At 66.6% G+C, this 17294-nt stretch carries 12 protein-coding genes, 1 tRNA gene and 1 pseudogene; 8 read left to right on the forward strand and 6 right to left on the reverse strand.

Annotated elements, in window-relative coordinates; all coding sequences use genetic code 11:
• Nucleotides 1-54: 54 nt before the first annotated feature.
• Complete coding sequence (locus tag ACSQ2H_RS03440) at nucleotides 55-1110, reverse strand: sulfate ABC transporter substrate-binding protein (RefSeq protein WP_436060056.1); 1056 nt, start codon at nucleotides 1108-1110, stop codon at nucleotides 55-57.
• 79 nt (nucleotides 1111-1189) lie between these two features.
• On the reverse strand, nucleotides 1190-2704 hold the full coding sequence (locus ACSQ2H_RS03445; protein WP_436060057.1) for an OprO/OprP family phosphate-selective porin: 1515 nt from the start codon (nucleotides 2702-2704) through the stop codon (nucleotides 1190-1192).
• A gap of 211 nt (nucleotides 2705-2915) precedes the next feature.
• Here ACSQ2H_RS03445 and ACSQ2H_RS03450 point away from each other — a divergent pair, with 211 nt between their 5' ends.
• Nucleotides 2916-4316, forward strand: coding sequence for an ATP-binding protein (locus tag ACSQ2H_RS03450; RefSeq protein ID WP_436060058.1), 1401 nt, complete (start codon nucleotides 2916-2918; stop codon nucleotides 4314-4316).
• A 60-nt stretch (nucleotides 4317-4376) separates the two neighbouring features.
• Here ACSQ2H_RS03450 and ACSQ2H_RS03455 read toward each other — a convergent pair whose 3' ends face one another.
• Nucleotides 4377-6809, reverse strand: coding sequence for a TonB-dependent receptor (locus ACSQ2H_RS03455; RefSeq protein WP_436060059.1), 2433 nt, complete (start codon nucleotides 6807-6809; stop codon nucleotides 4377-4379).
• 244 nt (nucleotides 6810-7053) lie between these two features.
• Between ACSQ2H_RS03455 and pstC the strand changes: the two genes are divergently transcribed.
• The 5 genes and pseudogenes from pstC to phoB all read left to right on the forward strand — a co-directional run bounded on the left by pstC (nucleotide 7054) and on the right by phoB (nucleotide 12072).
• Nucleotides 7054-8496 carry a phosphate ABC transporter permease subunit PstC gene (pstC, locus tag ACSQ2H_RS03460; RefSeq protein WP_436060060.1) on the forward strand — a complete coding sequence of 481 codons (1443 nt, stop codon included), beginning with the start codon at nucleotides 7054-7056 and terminating at the stop codon, nucleotides 8494-8496.
• A complete protein-coding gene (gene pstA / locus ACSQ2H_RS03465; protein WP_436060061.1) occupies nucleotides 8489-9781 on the forward strand; it encodes a phosphate ABC transporter permease PstA in 1293 nt (430 codons plus the stop codon). The genes pstC and pstA overlap by 8 nt, the downstream gene beginning before the upstream one ends.
• Nucleotides 9782-9825: 44 nt before the next feature.
• Nucleotides 9826-10661 (forward strand): annotated as a pseudogene (gene pstB / locus ACSQ2H_RS03470) (phosphate ABC transporter ATP-binding protein PstB).
• Nucleotides 10662-10671: 10 nt separating this feature from the next.
• Complete coding sequence (phoU, locus tag ACSQ2H_RS03475; protein ID WP_436060062.1) at nucleotides 10672-11367, forward strand: phosphate signaling complex protein PhoU; 696 nt, start codon at nucleotides 10672-10674, stop codon at nucleotides 11365-11367.
• Nucleotides 11368-11379: 12 nt separating this feature from the next.
• On the forward strand, nucleotides 11380-12072 hold the full coding sequence (gene phoB / locus ACSQ2H_RS03480; RefSeq protein ID WP_436060063.1) for a phosphate regulon transcriptional regulator PhoB: 693 nt from the start codon (nucleotides 11380-11382) through the stop codon (nucleotides 12070-12072).
• Nucleotides 12073-12190: 118 nt separating this feature from the next.
• Here the strand turns inward: phoB and ACSQ2H_RS03485 are convergent, their stop codons facing one another.
• Nucleotides 12191-12781, reverse strand: coding sequence for an HD domain-containing protein (locus tag ACSQ2H_RS03485; protein ID WP_436060064.1), 591 nt, complete (start codon nucleotides 12779-12781; stop codon nucleotides 12191-12193).
• Nucleotides 12782-12898: 117 nt separating this feature from the next.
• Entirely contained in the window at nucleotides 12899-13423 is a 525-nt protein-coding gene (locus ACSQ2H_RS03490; protein WP_436060065.1) for an FxDxF family PEP-CTERM protein, read from the reverse strand.
• 322 nt (nucleotides 13424-13745) lie between these two features.
• Here ACSQ2H_RS03490 and ACSQ2H_RS03495 point away from each other — a divergent pair.
• Nucleotides 13746-13820, forward strand: a tRNA-Gly gene (locus tag ACSQ2H_RS03495).
• 192 nt (nucleotides 13821-14012) lie between these two features.
• Entirely contained in the window at nucleotides 14013-15386 is a 1374-nt protein-coding gene (locus ACSQ2H_RS03500) for a transposase (protein WP_436060066.1), read from the forward strand.
• Nucleotides 15387-15543: 157 nt separating this feature from the next.
• On the opposite strand, the gene ACSQ2H_RS03505 is transcribed toward ACSQ2H_RS03500, so the two are convergent.
• Nucleotides 15544-17274: a restriction endonuclease gene (locus tag ACSQ2H_RS03505; protein ID WP_436060067.1), complete on the reverse strand. Its 1731-nt coding sequence runs from the start codon at nucleotides 17272-17274 to the stop codon at nucleotides 15544-15546.
• Nucleotides 17275-17294 lie beyond the last annotated feature (20 nt).

Below are 17294 nucleotides of genomic sequence, written 5' to 3' on the forward strand. Positions count from 1 at the left end.
AGGGCGCGGAGCTCGCGCCCCGCGCCCTCGTCACGCCTATCCCTGTGGGAAGGATCAGCGCGGCTTGTAGATCTTGTCGAACACGCCGCCGTCGCCGAAGTGGAGCGCCTGGGCCTTCTTCCAGCCGCCGAAGGTGTCGTCGATGGTGACGAGCGGGATCTTCGGGAACTTCTTGGCCCACTTGGCGGCCGCCTCGGGATTGCGCGGGCGGTAGTGATTCTTGCCGATCAGGTCCTGGGCCAGCGGGCTGTAGAGGAAGTTCAGATAGCCCTCGGCGATGGTGCGGGTCTTCTTGCGGTCGACGACCTTGTCGACCAGCGCGACCGGCGGCTCGGCCAGGATCGACATCGACGGATAGACGATGTCGACCTTGCCGGGGCCCAGCTCCTCGATGGCCAGATAGGCTTCGTTTTCCCACGACAGCAGCACGTCGCCGATGCCGCGCTGGACGAAGGTGGTGGTCGAGCCGCGCGCCCCGGTGTCGAGCACCGGCACGTGCTTGAACAATTCGCCGACGAAGGCCTCGGCCTTGGCGGCGTTGCCGCCCGGCTGGCGCAGCGCCCAGGCCCAGGCGGCCAGATAGTTCCAGCGCGCGCCGCCGGAGGTCTTCGGGTTGGGCGTGATCACGTCGATGCCGGGTTTGATCAGATCGCCCCAGTCCTTGATCTTCCAGGGGTTCCCCTTGCGGACCAGGAACACGATCGTCGAGGTGTAGGGCGTGGAGTTGTTCGGCAGGCGCGATTGCCAGTTGGCCGGCAGCAGCTTGGCCTTGGCCGCGATCTCGTCGATGTCGCTGGCCAGCGCCAGGGTGACGACGTCGGCCTGCAGGCCGTCGATCACCGAGCGGGCCTGCTTGCCCGAGCCGCCGTGGCTCTGCTGGATCACCAGGTCCTGGCCGACCTTGTCCTTCCAGTACTTGGCGTAGGCGGCGTTGATGTCCTTGTAGAGCTCCCGCGTCGGGTCGTAGCTGACGTTCAGCAGGGTGATCGCCTTGCCCTGGGCGGCGGCGGGGCCGGCCATCAGGGCCGGCGCGGCAACGGCCGCGGCGCCGGCGGCGGTCCCGGCGGCGAGCACGCCGCGGCGGGACGGGACTTGTCGGTTCTGGCTCATGGATCGAGGTCCTTGTTCTTCGGTCTCGTCGGCGGGCTGACGCGGCCGGCCGTAGCCGCGCCAACCCGCCTTTGTGGGGTTAGAACGCGTACTGAGTGCGCAGCGAGTAGATGTTGAAGTCCTGCCCGACCTGGGCGCCGGCCGGCGGGGTCGCCGTACCGGCCCCGAAAGCCGTGCCGCCGGGGGACAGACGGTCCACCGAGACGTCCTGGAAGGCCGCCTGGAACCGCAGCACGTTGTTGACGTACCAGTTCAGGCCCAGGGTGATGATCTCCTGTTCGCCGCCGCGGATCGCCGAGGCGACCGGCGCCGTGCCCGGCGCGCCGGCGAGATAGTTCAGGTCCAGCTGCGAATAACGCAGGCCGAGCTCCCAAGCTCCCCAGGTGCCCTTCTTCAGGTCGAACGGCTTGGCCGGACGCGGGGCGTCGAAGGTGCCGGCGCTGTAGCGGCGCGGCTCGCCGGTGATGGTCCAGCCGGCCTGGGCGTACCAGCCGTTGAAGTCAGGATCCGACAGCTGTCCCTTACGGTCGACCTTGATGTCGAAGTACTCGGTCTGAACGTAGAGGTTCTTCCACTGGGCGCCGAATTCGGCCCCGATGGCGGTCAGGCCGTCGGCGTCGATGTTGCCGGTGTCGATCAGGCGGGTGCCGTCGACCCGGATTTCGGGACGGTCGCGCAGGCGGATGTTGGTGGTCGCGGGCGCGCCGCTGACATCAGGACCGCCGGCGGCGGGATTGATGACGATCGACGTGTTGACCCCGACGTGGATCAGGCTGTCGTCGCGGCGGAACGGCACATAGGTCAGGCGGCCGACGAAGGCGGTCTGCTCGTCAAAGGTCGAAGTGCCGATGATGTTGCCGGTGATCGCCGCGGTGCCGGTCCAGTTGTCGCCGCCGGCCAGCAGGGCGACCGCGGTGCGGCCGTCGCCGGCGGCGATGCTACGCACGGTCTCGGACGGCGAGGCGCGCTCGACGAACAGCGAGCCGTTGGTGGACACCGCTTCTTCCAGGCCCGAGGGCGGCGAGAACGCGCCGATCCGCAGCTTCAGACCGGCCACGGGGAAGCCGTACTGCACCCAGGCGGCGCTGATCTTGCCGGCCTCTTCGGTGCCCGAACCGCCGAAGTCGTAGAGGAAGTTGTAGTCGAAGGCGCCGAAGGCCTTGCCTTCGATGCCCAGGCGGGCGCGGCGGAAGTTGGCGCCGTCGCTCAGGTCGCGGGCGTGGTCGTTCTCGCTGGCGTCGCCATAGGAGCCGCGGCGGAAGTCGGTGCCCAGCGGACCGGCGGCGGCCTGGTCGTAGTGGGCGGCGTCGAGCTGGAACACGCCGCGGAACGAGGCGGTGAAGTTCCCGTCGGCGGTGGCGATGGTCGGCCGGCCGTTGGCCAGCGACACCGTCGTGGCGGTCGCTTCCTTGCGGACGTCGGCGATGTTGTTGGCGGTGGACTGCTTGAGGTCGGAGATCTGCGACTGCAGCAGTTCCAGTTGTTCTTCGAGCGCCTTGATGCGCGCGTCGGTCGCTTCGTCGGCGGCGGCCAGTCCCGGCCAGGCGAAGGCGATCGCCGCCGCCCCGGTGATGAGTTTGGTTTTCCACGTCATGTGGTTCTTGCCCCTCGTTTTGTTGGAGTTCGTTTCAAACTCGACCGCATGTAGACGCGATAATTCCCATCGGAAAAATCGAGTTTGACTTCAAGCGGTCGCAGATTTCCTGACAGCGCGTATCGGTCGCAGCCTCGCGCTTGGGTCGCTGTCATGCCGGTGACATAAGGGTCGGGCTTCGTTGTTCGTTGTGTTGCAGGATCGATTCGCCTTGGCGCTTCCGCCGTCGTCTTCGCGGTCAGCTCTTCCGGCCTGGCTGGGGCCGGTCGGCCCTGTCCTGTCGGCAGGCGCTGCAGGCGTGGCCGCCATTCTCGGTTTCGCCCTGCTGGTCGGCGCCGATGCGCAGGCCGTGTCATGGATGCTGCTGGTGGTCAGCGGCGTCACCGGCCTGGCGGCCTGGCATGTGGCCGAGCGCGTCGGCGTCGCCGCCCCGAGCGCCAGCGCCTTCGAACGCGCCACGCACGAGGACGCGCCCCCCTATGCGAGCCTGATCGACGCCCTGCCGGACCCGGTGCTGGTGATCGCCGCCCATGAGCCAGATGACCTCACAGGGCGGCGTTTCGTGCTGGTTAACGCCGCCGCCCGGGAAACTCTTCGCGTACAATATGACGCAGGGATGCTGGTGACAGTCATCCGCGACCCCGACGTGCTCGAAGCCGTCGACAAGGCGCTGTTCGAGCAGACCGTCGCCGAAGCCGTCTACGAGATGGGCGGCGCCCAGGAACGCGTCATGCGGGCCATCGCCAAGCCTGTCGGACAGGCAGCCGACGGCGCGCCGCTGGCCCTGCTGGTGCTGCGCGACGAAACCGACATCCGCCGGGCCGAGCGCACCCGCGCTGATTTCCTGGCCAACGCCAGCCATGAACTGCGCACGCCGCTGGCGTCGCTGGCCGGCTTCATCGAGACCCTGCGCGGCCATGCCAAGGACGACCCCGGCGCCCGCGAGAAGTTCCTGTCGATCATGCAGGCCCAGGCCGAGCGGATGTCGCGGCTGATCGACGACCTGCTGTCGCTGAGCCGAATCGAGCTCAACGAGCACATCGCCCCGCACGGCGAGGTCGACCTGATCATGGCGGTCATGGACGTGCTGGATTCGCTGGGGCCGGTGGCGCGTGACCGCGGCGTGCGGCTGGAGCCGGTCGATCTGCCTGGCCGCGGCACGGTGATGATCGCCGGCGACCGCGACCAGATCATCCAGGTGATCCAGAACCTGGTCGACAACGCCATCAAGTACACGCCGCAGGGCGAAGCGGTACGGATCTCGCTGCGCAGCGGCGTCTCGGCCGGCGCCGCGGCGGCGGTCGGCGATCCGCGCGCGGCCCGCTTCTCGCTGCTGACCCCGGATCGCGCCTCGGACCTCTACGCGGCGCTGCGGGTGTCGGACGCCGGCGTCGGCCTGGCGCGCGAGCACCTGCCGCGCCTCACCGAGCGCTTCTACCGGGTCGAGGGCCAGAAGAGCGGCGAGCGCTCGGGCACGGGCCTGGGCCTCGCCATCGTCAAGCACATCGTCAATCGCCACCGCGGCGGGCTGACCGTGGAGAGCGTGCAGGGCGAAGGCGCGACCTTCACCGCCTACTTCCCGATGGTGAAGGCCGACGAGCCCGCCGTCTGAGGCCGACACAAAAATCCCCGGGCGCGGGCCCGGGGATCAGTTGGCAGGGAAAATCGGCTTCTAGAACTTGAAGGTCAGCGACGCCCCGTAGGTGCGGGTCTGGCCGGGGAAGCGGACCACGACGTTGGCGTTGCTGCTGACCGCGCTCCAGTAATACTCGTCCGTCAGGTTGCGGCCCCAGACCGACAGCTCCCAGCGATCGTCCAGCGAATGCACGCCGAGGCTGGCGTTGAGCACGCCGTAGTCCTCGATGACGAAGCGCGGGTCGCCCTCCAGGTCGGCGTGCGACTTGGACTGGTAGCGGCCGGCGAGCGCGGCTTGCAGGCCGAGGTTCTCGCTCAGGTCGCGGCTGTAGAGCATCGTCAGGCCGCCCTGGAACTTCGGGCTGTAGAGGAACGGCTTGCCGTCGAAGTCCATCGGCCGGCCGGCGGCGTTGATGCCGATGTAGTTCTTGACCTCGGTGTGCAGGAAGGTGGCCGAGCCGATCAGGGTCAGCGCCTGCGTCGCCCGCCAGGTGACCTCGCCGTCCAGCCCGTAGGCCTCGGAGTCCGGCACGTTCGCGAGCCGCGCCAGCGCCGTGTAGATCGGGTCGGCGAAGTAGACGCTGAGCTGCTTGTCCTCGTAGTCGTAGTAGAAGGCGCTGACATTGGCCTGCACTCGCCGCTCGAACAGCGCCGCCTTCACCCCGACCTCGTAGGCGGTCAGCAGTTCCTGCGTCGCCGGCGCGTTCTGGGTGGAAATGTTGGCCGCGTTGATCGGCGTCGCGCCGGCCTTGGCCCCGCGCGAGATCGAGCCGAACACCAGCACGCCCTCGGCCGGGGTCCAGTCCAGCGCCACGCGCCAGGCGACGTTGTCCTCGTCCAGGGTCGAAGTGACTAGGCCGAAGGCCCGCTTGGCCGGATCGAAGGTGTTGCAGTCGTTGGGACCGATCGGCGCCACCATCCCGTAGGCGGGGAAGAACAGCGCCCGGTTCACGACGTTGACGTTGGGCAGCATGCTGCCGTTCACGTCGCGCGAGCAGCCCGCATAGTCCTGCTTGTCCTGGGTGTAGCGGATGCCGGCGGTCAGCTTGAACTGGTCGTTGATGCGATAGTCGCCGTTGGCGAATAGGCTCCAGGTGTCGGTCTCGATACGGCCGATGTCCTGATAGGTCCGGAACGACTGGTTCAGCTGGGTCGGGGTGTAGCCGCCCGAGTTGAACGGCGTCGCCAGCAGCGGCTGGCCGACCGTGCGGATCAGGGTGACGTTGGCGTTCTGGCCCAGCAGGGTGCGGTTGGAGTCGAGGATGCGGTCGCGAGCGACATAGCCGCCTACCAGCCAGAAGAAGTTCTCGCCCGAGCCCTCCAGATGGATTTCCTGGGCGATCGATTCGATGTCGCCCTGGGCGTGCTGGATCAGGATCTCGTAGGGCGCGCCGCTCCAGTCGAACTTCGCGTTGCGCTCGAGCTTGTTGTAGCTGGTCAGCGAGACCAGCTGCATGTCGCCGCCGATGTTCCAGTCGATCCGCACCTTGCCGGCGTAGAAGTCGTTGTTCTCGCGCAGCGGCCCGCCGATCCCGATCCCGACGCCGATGTCGGCCCCGCGCACGGACAGCGGCGCCCAGTCGGCCTGGTCGGCCTTGGTCGGGGCGTTGGCGGCGATGTAGGCGGCCAGGCCGGGCGCGTTGAACGGGCTGCCGGTCGTGGCCGGGGTGAAGCCGATGCCCTGCGCCGCGACGGTGTCCGACTTGTTGCGCCAGGCGGTCAGCGAGGCGTCGATCGACAGGGTGTCGGTGGGCTGGATGGCCAACGAGGCGCGGCCGCCATAGCGATGGACCTCGCCCTGGCGCTCGCCGCGGGTGTTGCTGATCTGCCAGCCCTCGTCGCTGTCCTCGGTGCGGAACGCCAGGCGCCCCTGGATGCGGTCGGCGATCGGGCCGCTGACATAGCCCTCGAAGTTGTGGGTCTTGTAGTTGCCGATCTCGCCGGTGATCGCCGCCTGGAAGTCCTCGGTCGGCTTGCGGGTCACGAAGTCGATCAGGCCGGCGGTGGTGTTGCGGCCATAGAGCGTGCCCTGCGGCCCCTTCAGCACCTCGACCCGCTCCAGGTCGTAGATCGGGCCGGTGTTCATCATCGGGTAGGCGTAGGCGACCTCGTCGGTATAGGTCCCGACGGTCGAGGTGGCCGACATGTTGATCGTGTTGAAGCCGATCCCGCGCAGGGTGTAGGTCGGCACCCCCTGATAGCTCTGCGAGACGCTGAAGCTGGGCGCGAAGGTGCTCAGGTCCTTGACGTTGGTGACGTGCAGCTTGTCGAGCGTCTCGCCGGTGACGGCCTGGATGCCCATGCCGATGGTGTTGGCTGTCTCTTCCCGGCGCTGGGCGGTGACGACGACCGCCTCGATCTCGGTGGCGCTTTGCCCCGACGACTGGGCCGCCACGGGCGCGGCCGAAAACAGCGCGGCCGTGCTGACGCTCAGCGCCAGCAGTCCGCGCAGGCTGAATTGTCCTGGCATCTCTCTTCCCTCCTCCGGCGCCGCGCCTCTGTCGTGCGCGTGCGGCCTATCCAGGGTGGAAGGTGCGGAGTTCCTGCGACCGCGCCTAGCTGACGGATGTGATAGGGCGGGGCCGCACATCGTAATGAAACTGTCATCGAACTGTCGCAGCCCGACAGCATAAGGCGGGCACTTTCCAGCCCGGGCGGGCAGAGGGGCGAACAGCCTCTCGAGTGTCCGGCTCGCGCAACGGCATGGACCTTCGATGCTCACCTGGATCGCCCTGACGGCGCTGCTGCTGTTCTCGCTGGCCACCTACATGGCCGGGCGCCGCCGCGCGGTGGCCGCCACCGGCGGCAAGCCTTCGCAGCTTCACTCGCTTCCCGGCTACTACGGCAGCTATGCGGCTCTCTGGGTCGGCGTGCCCGCCGCCCTGCTGATCCTGCTGTTCGCCATGTTCGGCGGGCGGCTGGAGGAGGGGCTGCTGCGGACCGATCCGCCGGCGGCGGTCCAGGAACTGACTGCGCCGCAACAGGACGTCTTCTATGACGACGCCCGCGCCATCGCCCGCGGCGGCACGCCCAGCGAAACGATCTACGACGGCGCGCTGAAGACGGCGCTTGAAGCCAAGGCCGCCAAGTCGCAGCAGCTGACCGGGCTGATCCAGTACGGCTCCATCGGCCTGGGCGCGATCCTCGCGCTGGCCGGCGCCTTCATCGCCTATCCGCGCATCTCCCCGCAGTTCCGGGCCCGCAACAAGGTCGAGGGCTGGGTCGCGGGCCTGTTCATCGTCTGCTCGGTGACCGCCATCCTGACCACCGCGGGGATCATCGCCTCGCTGGTCTGGGAAAGCTGGCGGTTCTTCCAGGCCGTGCCGATCCACGAGTTCCTGTTCGGCACCGAGTGGAACCCGCAGATCGCCATGCGCGCCGACCAGTTCGCCGGCGCCGGCGCCTTCGGGGCCGTGCCGCTCTTCGTCGGCACCTTCCTGATCATGCTCATCGCCATGCTGGTCGCCGCGCCGATCGGCCTGTTCTCGGCGATCTATCTCTCGGAATACGCCAGCGGCTGGACACGCTCGGTGGTCAAGCCGCTGCTGGAGATCCTCGCCGGCGTGCCGACCGTGGTCTACGGCTTCTTCGCCGCCCTGACGGTGGGGCCGCTGTTCCGCTCGTTCTTCAACTGGATCGGCGCCCAGCTCGCCGGCGGCAGCTTCGACGGTCTGGCCCAGTACCTGATGCAGGTGCAGAACCAGATGGCCCTGGTCGCCGGCGCGGTGATGGGGATCATGCTGATCCCCTTCGTCTCCTCGCTCAGCGACGACATCATCAACGCCGTGCCGCAGTCGCTGCGCGACGGCAGCCTGGCCATGGGCGCCACCCGCTCCGAAACGGTCAAGAAAGTCGTCCTTCCGGCTGCGCTGCCGGGGATCATGGCCGCCCTGCTGCTGGCCGTCTCCCGCGCCGTCGGCGAGACCATGATCGTGACCATGGCCGCGGGCCTGCAGGCCCGCATGACCCTCAATCCGCTGGACACCGTCACCACCGTGACCGTCCAGATCGTGACCCTCCTCACCGGCGACCAGGAATTCGACAGCCCCAAGACGCTGTCGGCCTTCGGCCTCGGCCTCACCCTCTTCGCGGTGACGCTGATGCTGAACATCGTCGCCCTGCGCATCGTGCAGAAATACCGGGAACAGTATGACTGACGCCGCCCTGACGCCCTCTGCGAACAGCCTGCGCCAGACCGTCGAGGCGCGGCTGAAGAAGCGCCACGCCCAGGAAATGCGCTTCCGCCTCTATGGCCGCCTGGCCATCGTGGTCGCGCTGTCCTTCCTTGCGATCCTGCTCGGCCGGATCGTGACCCAGGGCTACTCGACCTTCATCGACTACCAGATCGCCGTCCCGGTCCACCTGGACGCCAGCAAGATCGACAAGGCCGATCCGACCGGCGCCAACTACGACATGCTGGTCGCCAATTCGGTGCTGGCCAAGCTCGGCGAGACCGACGACGAGTTCGGGAACAAGTCGGGCAAGGTCCTGGAGATCATGTCCAACGACCTCGGCTTCCAGCTGCTGAAGATGGTGCGCGAGGACCCGAGCCTGATCGGCAAGACCGTGACCGTCACCGGTCCGGTGAAGTCGGACGCCGCGCTCTACTTCAAGGGCCAGATCAAGCGCGCCACTCCCGAGGACGAACGCAAGCTCGACAACGAGCAGCTCGACTGGATGGACAAGCTGAAGGCCTCCGGCGCGGTCAGCTCCGGCTTCAACACCGGCTTCCTGACCCGCTCGGACTCGACCGAGCCGGAACAGGCCGGGGTGCTGGGCGCCATCGTCGGCTCGCTGATGATGCTGCTGGTCACCGCCACCCTGGCGATCCCGATCGGGGTGCTGGCGGCGACCTACCTGGAAGAGTTCGCGCCGAAGAACCGCTGGACCGACCTGATCGAGGTCAACATCAACAACCTCGCGGCCGTGCCGTCGATCGTCTACGGCCTGCTCGGCCTGGCGGTGTTCATCAACTGGCTGGCCGTACCGCGCTCCTCGCCGCTGGTCGGCGGCCTGGTGCTGGCGCTGATGTCGCTGCCGACCGTGATCATCGCCACCCGCTCGGCGCTCAAGGCCGTGCCGCCCTCGATCCGCGAGGCCGCGCTCGGGGTCGGCGCCTCACGCACCCAGACCGTGTTCCACCACGTGCTGCCGCTGGCCATGCCCGGCGTGATGACCGGCTCGATCCTGTCGCTGGCCCACGCCCTGGGCGAGACCGCGCCGCTGCTGATGATCGGCATGGTCTCGTTCGTGCCCGGCGTGCCGGAAGGTTTCACCGGCGCCGCCACCGTCCTGCCTGTTCAGGTGTTCATCTGGGAGAACGCCTCCGAGCGCGGCTTCCATGAACGCACCGCCGCCGCCATCATCGTGCTGCTGGTCTTCATGATCATCATGAACCTGGCCGCCATCCTAGTTCGGCGCCGCTTCGAGCGGCGGTGGTGACGCGATGCGCCTGATCCCGAGGTTTTCCATGCCCAGCCAGCGAGATGACGCCATGGCTCACGATACAGCCGCCGCCCCTGTCCACATCGCCGTCGACCGCAGTCATGCGGCCCTTCCCAACGCGCCGATCAAGATCCGCGCCCGCGACGTCAGCGTCTTCTACGGCGAGAAGCAGGCGTTGTTCGACGTCTCGCTCGACGTGCCGGAGAACTCCGTCACCGCCCTGATCGGGCCGTCGGGCTGCGGCAAGTCGACCTTCCTGCGCTCGATCAACCGGATGAACGACACCATCCCGGGCTGCAAGGTCACCGGCCGCATCGAGCTGGACGGCGAGGACGTCAACGACCGCTCCATCGACCCGGTGGTGCTGCGCGCCCGCGTCGGCATGGTGTTCCAGAAGCCGAACCCGTTCCCGAAGACGATCTTCGAGAACGTCGCCTACGGTCCGCGCATCCACGGGATCGCCTCGGGCAAGACCGAGCTGGAAGGCATCGTCGAATCCTCGCTGAAGCGCGCCGGCCTCTGGGCCGAGGTCGCCGACCGCCTGCACCAGCCGGGGACCGGCCTGTCGGGCGGCCAGCAGCAGCGCCTGGTCATCGCCCGCGCCATCGCCGTGTCGCCGGAAGTGATCCTGATGGACGAGCCGTGCTCGGCCCTCGACCCGATCGCCACCGCGCGCATCGAGGAACTGATCGACGAGCTGCGCAACCAGTACTGCATCGTCATCGTCACCCACTCGATGGCCCAGGCCGCGCGGGTGTCGCAGAAGACCGCCTTCTTCCACCTGGGCAAGCTGGTGGAGGCCGGTCCCACCGGCGAGATCTTCACCAACCCGCGCGACAGCCGCACCCAGGACTACATCACCGGCCGGTTCGGCTAGGGGCAGGGACATGAACGAGCACATCGTCAAATCCTACGAAGACGAACTGAACACCCTGACCGCCGACTGCGCGCGGATGGGCGGGCTCACCGAGGCGCAGGTCGGCGACGCCCTCGAGGCGGTGGTCAAGCGCGACCAGGCCCTGGCCGAGGCCGTGGTCGGCCGCGACGAGCGGCTCGACGTGCTGGAGGCCGACATCGAGCGCAAGGCGATCCGCCTGATCGCCCTGCGCCAGCCGATGGCCAACGATCTGCGCAAGACCGTCGCGGCGATGAAGATCGCCTCGAACCTCGAGCGCTGCGGCGACCTGGCCAAGAACATCGCCAAGCGCACCATGATCCTCAACGAGGCCGAGCCGATCAGCCCGCTGACCCGCTCGATCGAGCGCATGGGCCGGCTGGTGGCGGGCCGCCTGAAGGACGTGCTGGACGCCTATACCGGCTCGGACCTCGACCGCGCCCTGGCCGTCTGGTCGCGCGACGACGAGGTCGACGAGCACTACAACAGCCTGTTCCGCGAGCTGCTGACCTACATGATGGGCGATCCGCGCACGATCACCGCCTGCGCCCACCTGCTGTTCGTCGCCAAGAACCTCGAGCGCATCGGCGACCACGCGACCAACATCGCCGAGATCATCCACTACGAAATCACCGGCGAGGAGATGATCTCCGCGGACCGGCCGAAGACGGACGCGCTGAGCGTCTAGGAGCCTGCTGACTTGACGCCCTTCATTCTGGTGGTCGAGGACGAAGACGCCCTCTCGACCCTGCTGCAATACAACCTCGACAAGGAAGGCTACGACGTGGTCGTGGCCGCCGACGGCGAGGAAGCGCTGACGCTCGTTTCAGAGCGCCTGCCCGACATCATCATCCTGGACTGGATGCTGCCGAAGATCTCCGGGATCGAGGTCTGCCGACGGCTGCGCCAGCGCTCGGAAAGCCGCAACGTGCCGATCATCATGCTCACCGCCCGCGGCGAGGAGAGCGACCGGATCCGCGGCCTGGACACGGGGGCCGACGACTACATCGTCAAGCCGTTCGCGATGAGCGAGCTGTCGGCGCGCATCCGCGCGGTGCTGCGCCGGATCCGTCCGGGCCTGGCCGAGGACCGCGTGCACATCGGCGACCTGACCATCGACCGCGTCGCCCACCGGGTGAAGCGAGCGGGCAAGGAAATCCATCTCGGCCCGACCGAGTTCCGACTGCTCGACTATCTGATGCAGCACCCGGGCCGGGTGTTCAGCCGCGAGCAGCTGCTCGACGCGGTCTGGGGCTCGGACGTCTATGTCGAGGCCCGCACCGTCGACGTCCACGTCGGGCGCCTGCGCAAGGCGCTCAACAAGGAAGAGGCGATGATCGACCCGATCCGCACCGTGCGCTCGGCCGGCTACTCGCTGGACATGGACGCCTAGAGCAAATGGCCCCCCGCGGGGGGAGCTGTCGGCGAAGCCGACCGAGGGGGACTGCGGTGCGCCGTCGGCCCCCTCCGTCTTGCCTGTGGCGAGCCATCTCCCCTAGCGGGGGAGCCCCTTACGCCTCGTCGCGCTTGTAGATCGACCGCTTCGGCCGTTCCATCACCCGCCGCATCATCGGCTCGAAGGCCTCCAGCGGCATCGACTGGTAGGCCGGGTCGAAGCTGTTCTGGTCGTACAGGTGGCAGAACTGCGCCGTGTACTCGAAGTCGGGATGGCCGCGGAACTGCTCGCGCATGTCGCGGTCCAGGCCCAGGTGGTGGAAGAAGTAGTAGCCCTGGAAGATGCCGTGCTTGTCGAGCATCCAGTGGTTCCGCTCCGACACGTAGGGCTTCATGATCACCGCCCCGACCTCGGCGTGGTTGGCCGGGCCCAGGATGTCGCCGATGTCATGCATCAGCGCGCAGACCACGTACTCCTCGTCGCGGCCGTCCTTGAAGGCGCGGGTCGCGGTCTGCAGCGAGTGCTCCAGCCGGTCGACCGGATAGCCGCCGTCGTCGCCCTGCAGCATCTTCAGATGGCCGATCAGCCGGTCGGGCAGGGTGCGGTTGAACGGCCCGGCGGCCTTCATGATGGCCATCCAGTCGTCCTGGGTGCCCTCGGTCATGGCCGTGAACTTGGCCTGGGTCTGGATCTCGCCGTCGGCCATGGCGGCCTCCCTCTCGTTGTTTGCGCCATCGTGCGGCCGCTGAGCGGGAGCGTCAAAACAAAAGGACCCGCCGGCGCGGGGCAGGCGGGTCCTTAAAGCCGTCAGATCGTCGGGGGCTTAGGCGGTGGCCAGGGCGCCCTTGCGACGGTTGGCGCGGATCGCGACGCCGGCGCCGGTGAAGCCGATGATCATCATCGCCCAGGTGGCCGGTTCCGGAACCGCCGACCCGAAGGTCAGGGTGCCGCTGTACGAACCGTTGCCGCCGCTCCAGCCGAAGACTTCCAGCTTCTGCGCGCCGGCAGTGATCGGCAGGTTGAACAGCGAGCGGAACTCGACGTTGCCTTGCGAGACCAGGTCCAGCTCGACGCCGTTCAGCTTCACCGAGGAGAAGTTGATGTTGGTCAGGGGCGAGCCCAGCGTCAGGATCGAGCTGATGGTCGCGCCGCCGGCGCCGTTGGTCGGGAAGACGAAGTCGAAGACATGCGAGAAGTTGCCGCCGGCGACGGCGGTGTCGCCGAACACGCCGGTGATCGAGCCGTCAGCGGCCGGGGTGGTCAGGTTCAGGTATTGCGCGGCGTTGGCGGCCGGAGCGGCGGCCAACATCGAGACGGCGAGCGCGGCCCCGACAAACAGCTTCTTCATACGGTACTCCAGCTTACAGGTGCGCCGGGCCCGAGAACCACTTGGTGTTGTGCTTCGAGAGCCGACGCTATTGGAGCGCGCAATTAGCCGGCCGCGACCTTTTGGCGCAACAGCGTTAGCATGAATTTACCATGAAAAATTGTAACGCCTTAACCATGAGGCGCAGGACGCGCGGAAAACGGGCATGATTCTGCGCGTTTCGCGCGCGGCGCACGACTATCGCGGGAATCTTCACGCTGCCTCGGCCGCCGCTTGAGCCGCGCGCAGGGAATCGCTAGATGGAAGGCCTTGGTCCGCCCCGCCCAAACGGCGCGCGACCGGCGCGGGCGTAGCTCAGGGGTAGAGCGTCAGCTTCCCAAGCTGAATGTCGTGGGTTCGAATCCCATCGCCCGCTCCAATTTTTTAGTTCCCAAACATCTAACACTTTGTCGAGTTCGACAAAGAATGATTCAAATTTCGTAAGAAGTGATTCTCGGGGGTCGCCCCTAATTGCCCTTGTATGACTGCTGCGGGCTGATTGTGTTGAAAAAGGCCGGTTGAAGCGGTGACTCGGGCCTGATTCACTCTCCTTGGGTCGGGAGAGACGGCGATGATGGGCGAGCGGCGGATCGACCAGGCGGCGCTGTTCTACGAGTTCTCGCTCGAGCGCCACGTGCCAGCCGACCACATGCTGCGGGCGATCGACAGGTTCGTCGATCTGGAGGGCGTACGCGCTCACGTGGCCCCGTTCTACAGTCCGATCGGCCGGCCCTCGATCGACCCCGAGCTGCTGATCCGGATGCTGATCGTCGGCTACTGCTTCGGGATCCGGTCAGAGCGTCGGCTGTGTGAAGAGGTGCATCTCAACCTCGCCTATCGCTGGTTCTGCCGGCTCGGCCTCGACGGCGACGTGCCCGACCACTCGACCTTCTCTAAGACCCGCCACGGCCGCTTCCGCGACAGCGATCTGCTACGCCATTTGTTCGAGAGCGTCGTCGAGCGCTGCATGTCTGAGGGTCTGGTCGGCGGCGAAGGCTTCGCCGCCGACGCCAGCCTGATCAAGGCCGACGCCAATCGCCAGCGCGGCGTGCCGGGCGCTGAGGGGCTTCCCGCCGAGGCGACCAGCCGCGCCATCGCAGAGTATCTGGCGGTGCTCGACGACGCCGCCTTTGGAGCGGCCACACCGGTCGTTCCGAAGTTCATCTCGCCGGCCGATCCGGCCTCGCGCTGGACCGGCGCCGACAAGGGGCCGGCCTACTTCGCCTACGCCACCAACTACCTGATCGATCTCGATCATGCGGTGATCGTCGATGTCGAAGCCAGTACGGCGGTGCGCCAGGCCGAGGTCGGCGCGGTCAGGACGATGATTGAGCGGGTGCGCGAGCGCCATGACTTGCAGCCTGGCCGCCTCGCAGCCGACACCGCCTACGGCTCGGCCGAGATGCTGGACTGGCTGGTCAACAAGCAGCACATCGCGCCGCACATCCCGGTCATCGACAAGTCCAGCCGCGACGACGGGACCTTCGCTCGCAGCGACTTCACCTACGATCCGGAGGGCGACCTGTACCGCTGTCCGGGCGGCAAGGAGCTGAAACAGCACCGGCGAGCCTTCCGCATCGATCATCCCGATGTCCCGCCGGACGACACTTATCGCTACCGGGCCAGCAAGGCCGACTGCGACGCCTGCGCTCTGAAGAGCCGCTGCTCGCCCAACACGCCGGCCCGCAAGGTGACCCGCTCGATCTACGAAGGCGCCAGGGACCTCGCCCGCGCGATCGCCAAGACCGACGCCTACGTCACCTCAAGGCGAGAGCGGAAGAAGGTCGAGATGCTGTTCGCCCACCTCAAACGGATCCTGAAACTCGAACGCCTGCGGCTCCACGGTCCCCAAGGCGCCCGAGATGAGTTCCACCTCGCCGCAACAGCCCAGAACCTGCGCAAGCTGGCCAAGCTGATCCCGCCGCCGACCCTCGCAACGGCCTGAGAGGGCGATGCGCGCCAGCGCGCCTGATAGCTGTCCCGCCCGAGATCCGACTTCTTCAACACAATCGGCTCTTAGCCGACCTTCCACATATCCGCTTTGAACGCACGTTGGTGAGCGCGACCGCCTCACCTACGCTGTAAGCGTCAAGAGCGGAAGCCTAGTGCCTAGCTCTTCCTTTGGGTCTGACAGCTAGGCCTAGCTCTCGTCTCGCCTGGGCAAGATCAATTCTGAAATCATATCCAAATTTCGCCAGCAAGCCGAGCAGTTGGGGGCCGTCGATGAGGACTATCGGTTTGCCGTTCGCGAATGAATGAGCGTCAGGGCCATAGCTGCTCGTAGTGACGAGGAATCCATTCGATGCGCCTTCATTCTGAACAGTACCGAATAAATCTCGGACGGCGGCGACATCGACTGTATTTACATAGCGCTTGGCCTGAATAACGTACTTCCCGCCCAAGATCGGATTGGGATCGTAGATGAGAGCATCAACCCCATAGTCGCGGCTGGCGCGCGTCACGTTCACTTCGGCGCCGGGGCTGCGTTCGCTGAACATTTTCCCAAAAAGTTCGCGGACTATGTGCTCGAAATCCTCCCAGGGCATCGCCGCGAGATTGCTGCTTAGGGGTAGGGTGTCTGCCACGTCGCGTCCGGCGACGATGCGCTTGTCCGACCTATCGAAGGACAGGAGCGGCATGACGGAGGAGATTTCCTCGAAGCTGGGGGTCTCCCGCCCCTTTAGCGCCCTGAAGCAGAGCTTTGGGTCGACGGCTCGTATGTCGATAGGTTCAAAATCGAGCCGCGCGACTTTGATGGAAGCCATAACATCGCGGCGAATGCGTCCGTCCCTTTTGCCAGAATGTTCAAGCTCAAGATTGATCGCGACCATGTCGACGCCGCTAAGCTCTGGTGTCGCGAAGATCTCGTGGATCAAGCGCAGGCACAGGCTGTAGGCGACCTTTTGCTGGGCAAGCCTACGGGCCCGCTCACCAGCGGGCTTCCGCGTCGTCTTGAGCGGGGTCCATAGCGGAACCCGTTCGAAATCGGGCGCCGTGATCGTAATGAGAAGAATACGAGCTTCTTGGTCATATTCGCCGACGAAGCTTCGCGGAAAGTCCTCCGGCAGGGGGATCGCAAGCCAGCACTGCCTTGCCAGCTCGATCACGTCTTGGGCGGCACCGTCGGGGGCTGCATCGAGAAGGCGCTCAAGGTGCGACAGATCGGAATCTCGCGCCGCCTCTCGCCTCGCGAGGTCTTGCCTGTACCCGAATTCGGCTTTCGCCAGTTCCTCTCGCAGCGACGCGACGCGCGCATCGTATGCGTTCTTGCGGGTCTCCCAGGTCGGAAACTGCTTCAGGTAGGCCGCCTGGTCCTGGGTGTGTGCCCGGACCAGCGCCTCGTGCGCCTCATCCACTCGCTCATACGTGCGGAGCTTGGTTCTCCAACTTTCGTGTGCCGCTTCGAATTCAGCAGCTTCTTCGCGCGTAAGCCCGTCCCTCGCAAACAGCGCACGATTGAAGGCGTTGGCAAGTCGATTGGGTAGGCGCTTGACGAAGTCAGCTTGGCTGGGCTCGGGTTCGGTGAATGGCGGCGGTGCTGGCGGCAACGGCTGCGGCGGACGCGGCGCGGGTTCGGAGGGTTCGACAAGTTGTCCGGAGAGCCGTGGCTCAGGCGCGGTCCACGGCTCCAACCGGTTGAGGAGAAGTCGCAGCGCCGGCTTGTTTGGTGCCTGAAGAATCCAATCCAGGTTTTCAAGCAGGCAATCACCAGCGTCGGTGGAGGCCTGAGGAACTAGAACGCTTTGATATTCTCCAATTGATGTCGAGATTATATGCGGCAGAGTCGGAGCGACGTCCCTTGTTAGAGCAGGGGCGCTAGAAAATTTGACCACGTGTTACTGTAACGGCCCCG

The organism is Phenylobacterium sp. LjRoot97 (assembly GCF_964254345.1).
Taxonomy (GTDB): domain Bacteria; phylum Pseudomonadota; class Alphaproteobacteria; order Caulobacterales; family Caulobacteraceae; genus Phenylobacterium.

What these genes read in the sequence shown, in the direction of transcription:
- ACSQ2H_RS03445 (WP_436060057.1), bottom strand. Translation starts at nt 2,704, where the DNA reads ATGACGTGGAAAACCAAACTCATCACCGGGGCGGCGGCGATCGCCTTC.
- ACSQ2H_RS03455 (WP_436060059.1), bottom strand. Translation starts at nt 6,809, where the DNA reads ATGCCAGGACAATTCAGCCTGCGCGGACTGCTGGCGCTGAGCGTCAGC.
- phoU (WP_436060062.1), top strand. Translation starts at nt 10,672, where the DNA reads ATGAACGAGCACATCGTCAAATCCTACGAAGACGAACTGAACACCCTG.
- ACSQ2H_RS03500 (WP_436060066.1), top strand. Translation starts at nt 14,013, where the DNA reads ATGATGGGCGAGCGGCGGATCGACCAGGCGGCGCTGTTCTACGAGTTC.
- ACSQ2H_RS03490 (WP_436060065.1), bottom strand. Translation starts at nt 13,423, where the DNA reads ATGAAGAAGCTGTTTGTCGGGGCCGCGCTCGCCGTCTCGATGTTGGCC.
- ACSQ2H_RS03485 (WP_436060064.1), bottom strand. Translation starts at nt 12,781, where the DNA reads ATGGCCGACGGCGAGATCCAGACCCAGGCCAAGTTCACGGCCATGACC.
- ACSQ2H_RS03440 (WP_436060056.1), bottom strand. Translation starts at nt 1,110, where the DNA reads ATGAGCCAGAACCGACAAGTCCCGTCCCGCCGCGGCGTGCTCGCCGCC.
- pstA (WP_436060061.1), top strand. Translation starts at nt 8,489, where the DNA reads ATGACTGACGCCGCCCTGACGCCCTCTGCGAACAGCCTGCGCCAGACC.
- pstC (WP_436060060.1), top strand. Translation starts at nt 7,054, where the DNA reads ATGCTCACCTGGATCGCCCTGACGGCGCTGCTGCTGTTCTCGCTGGCC.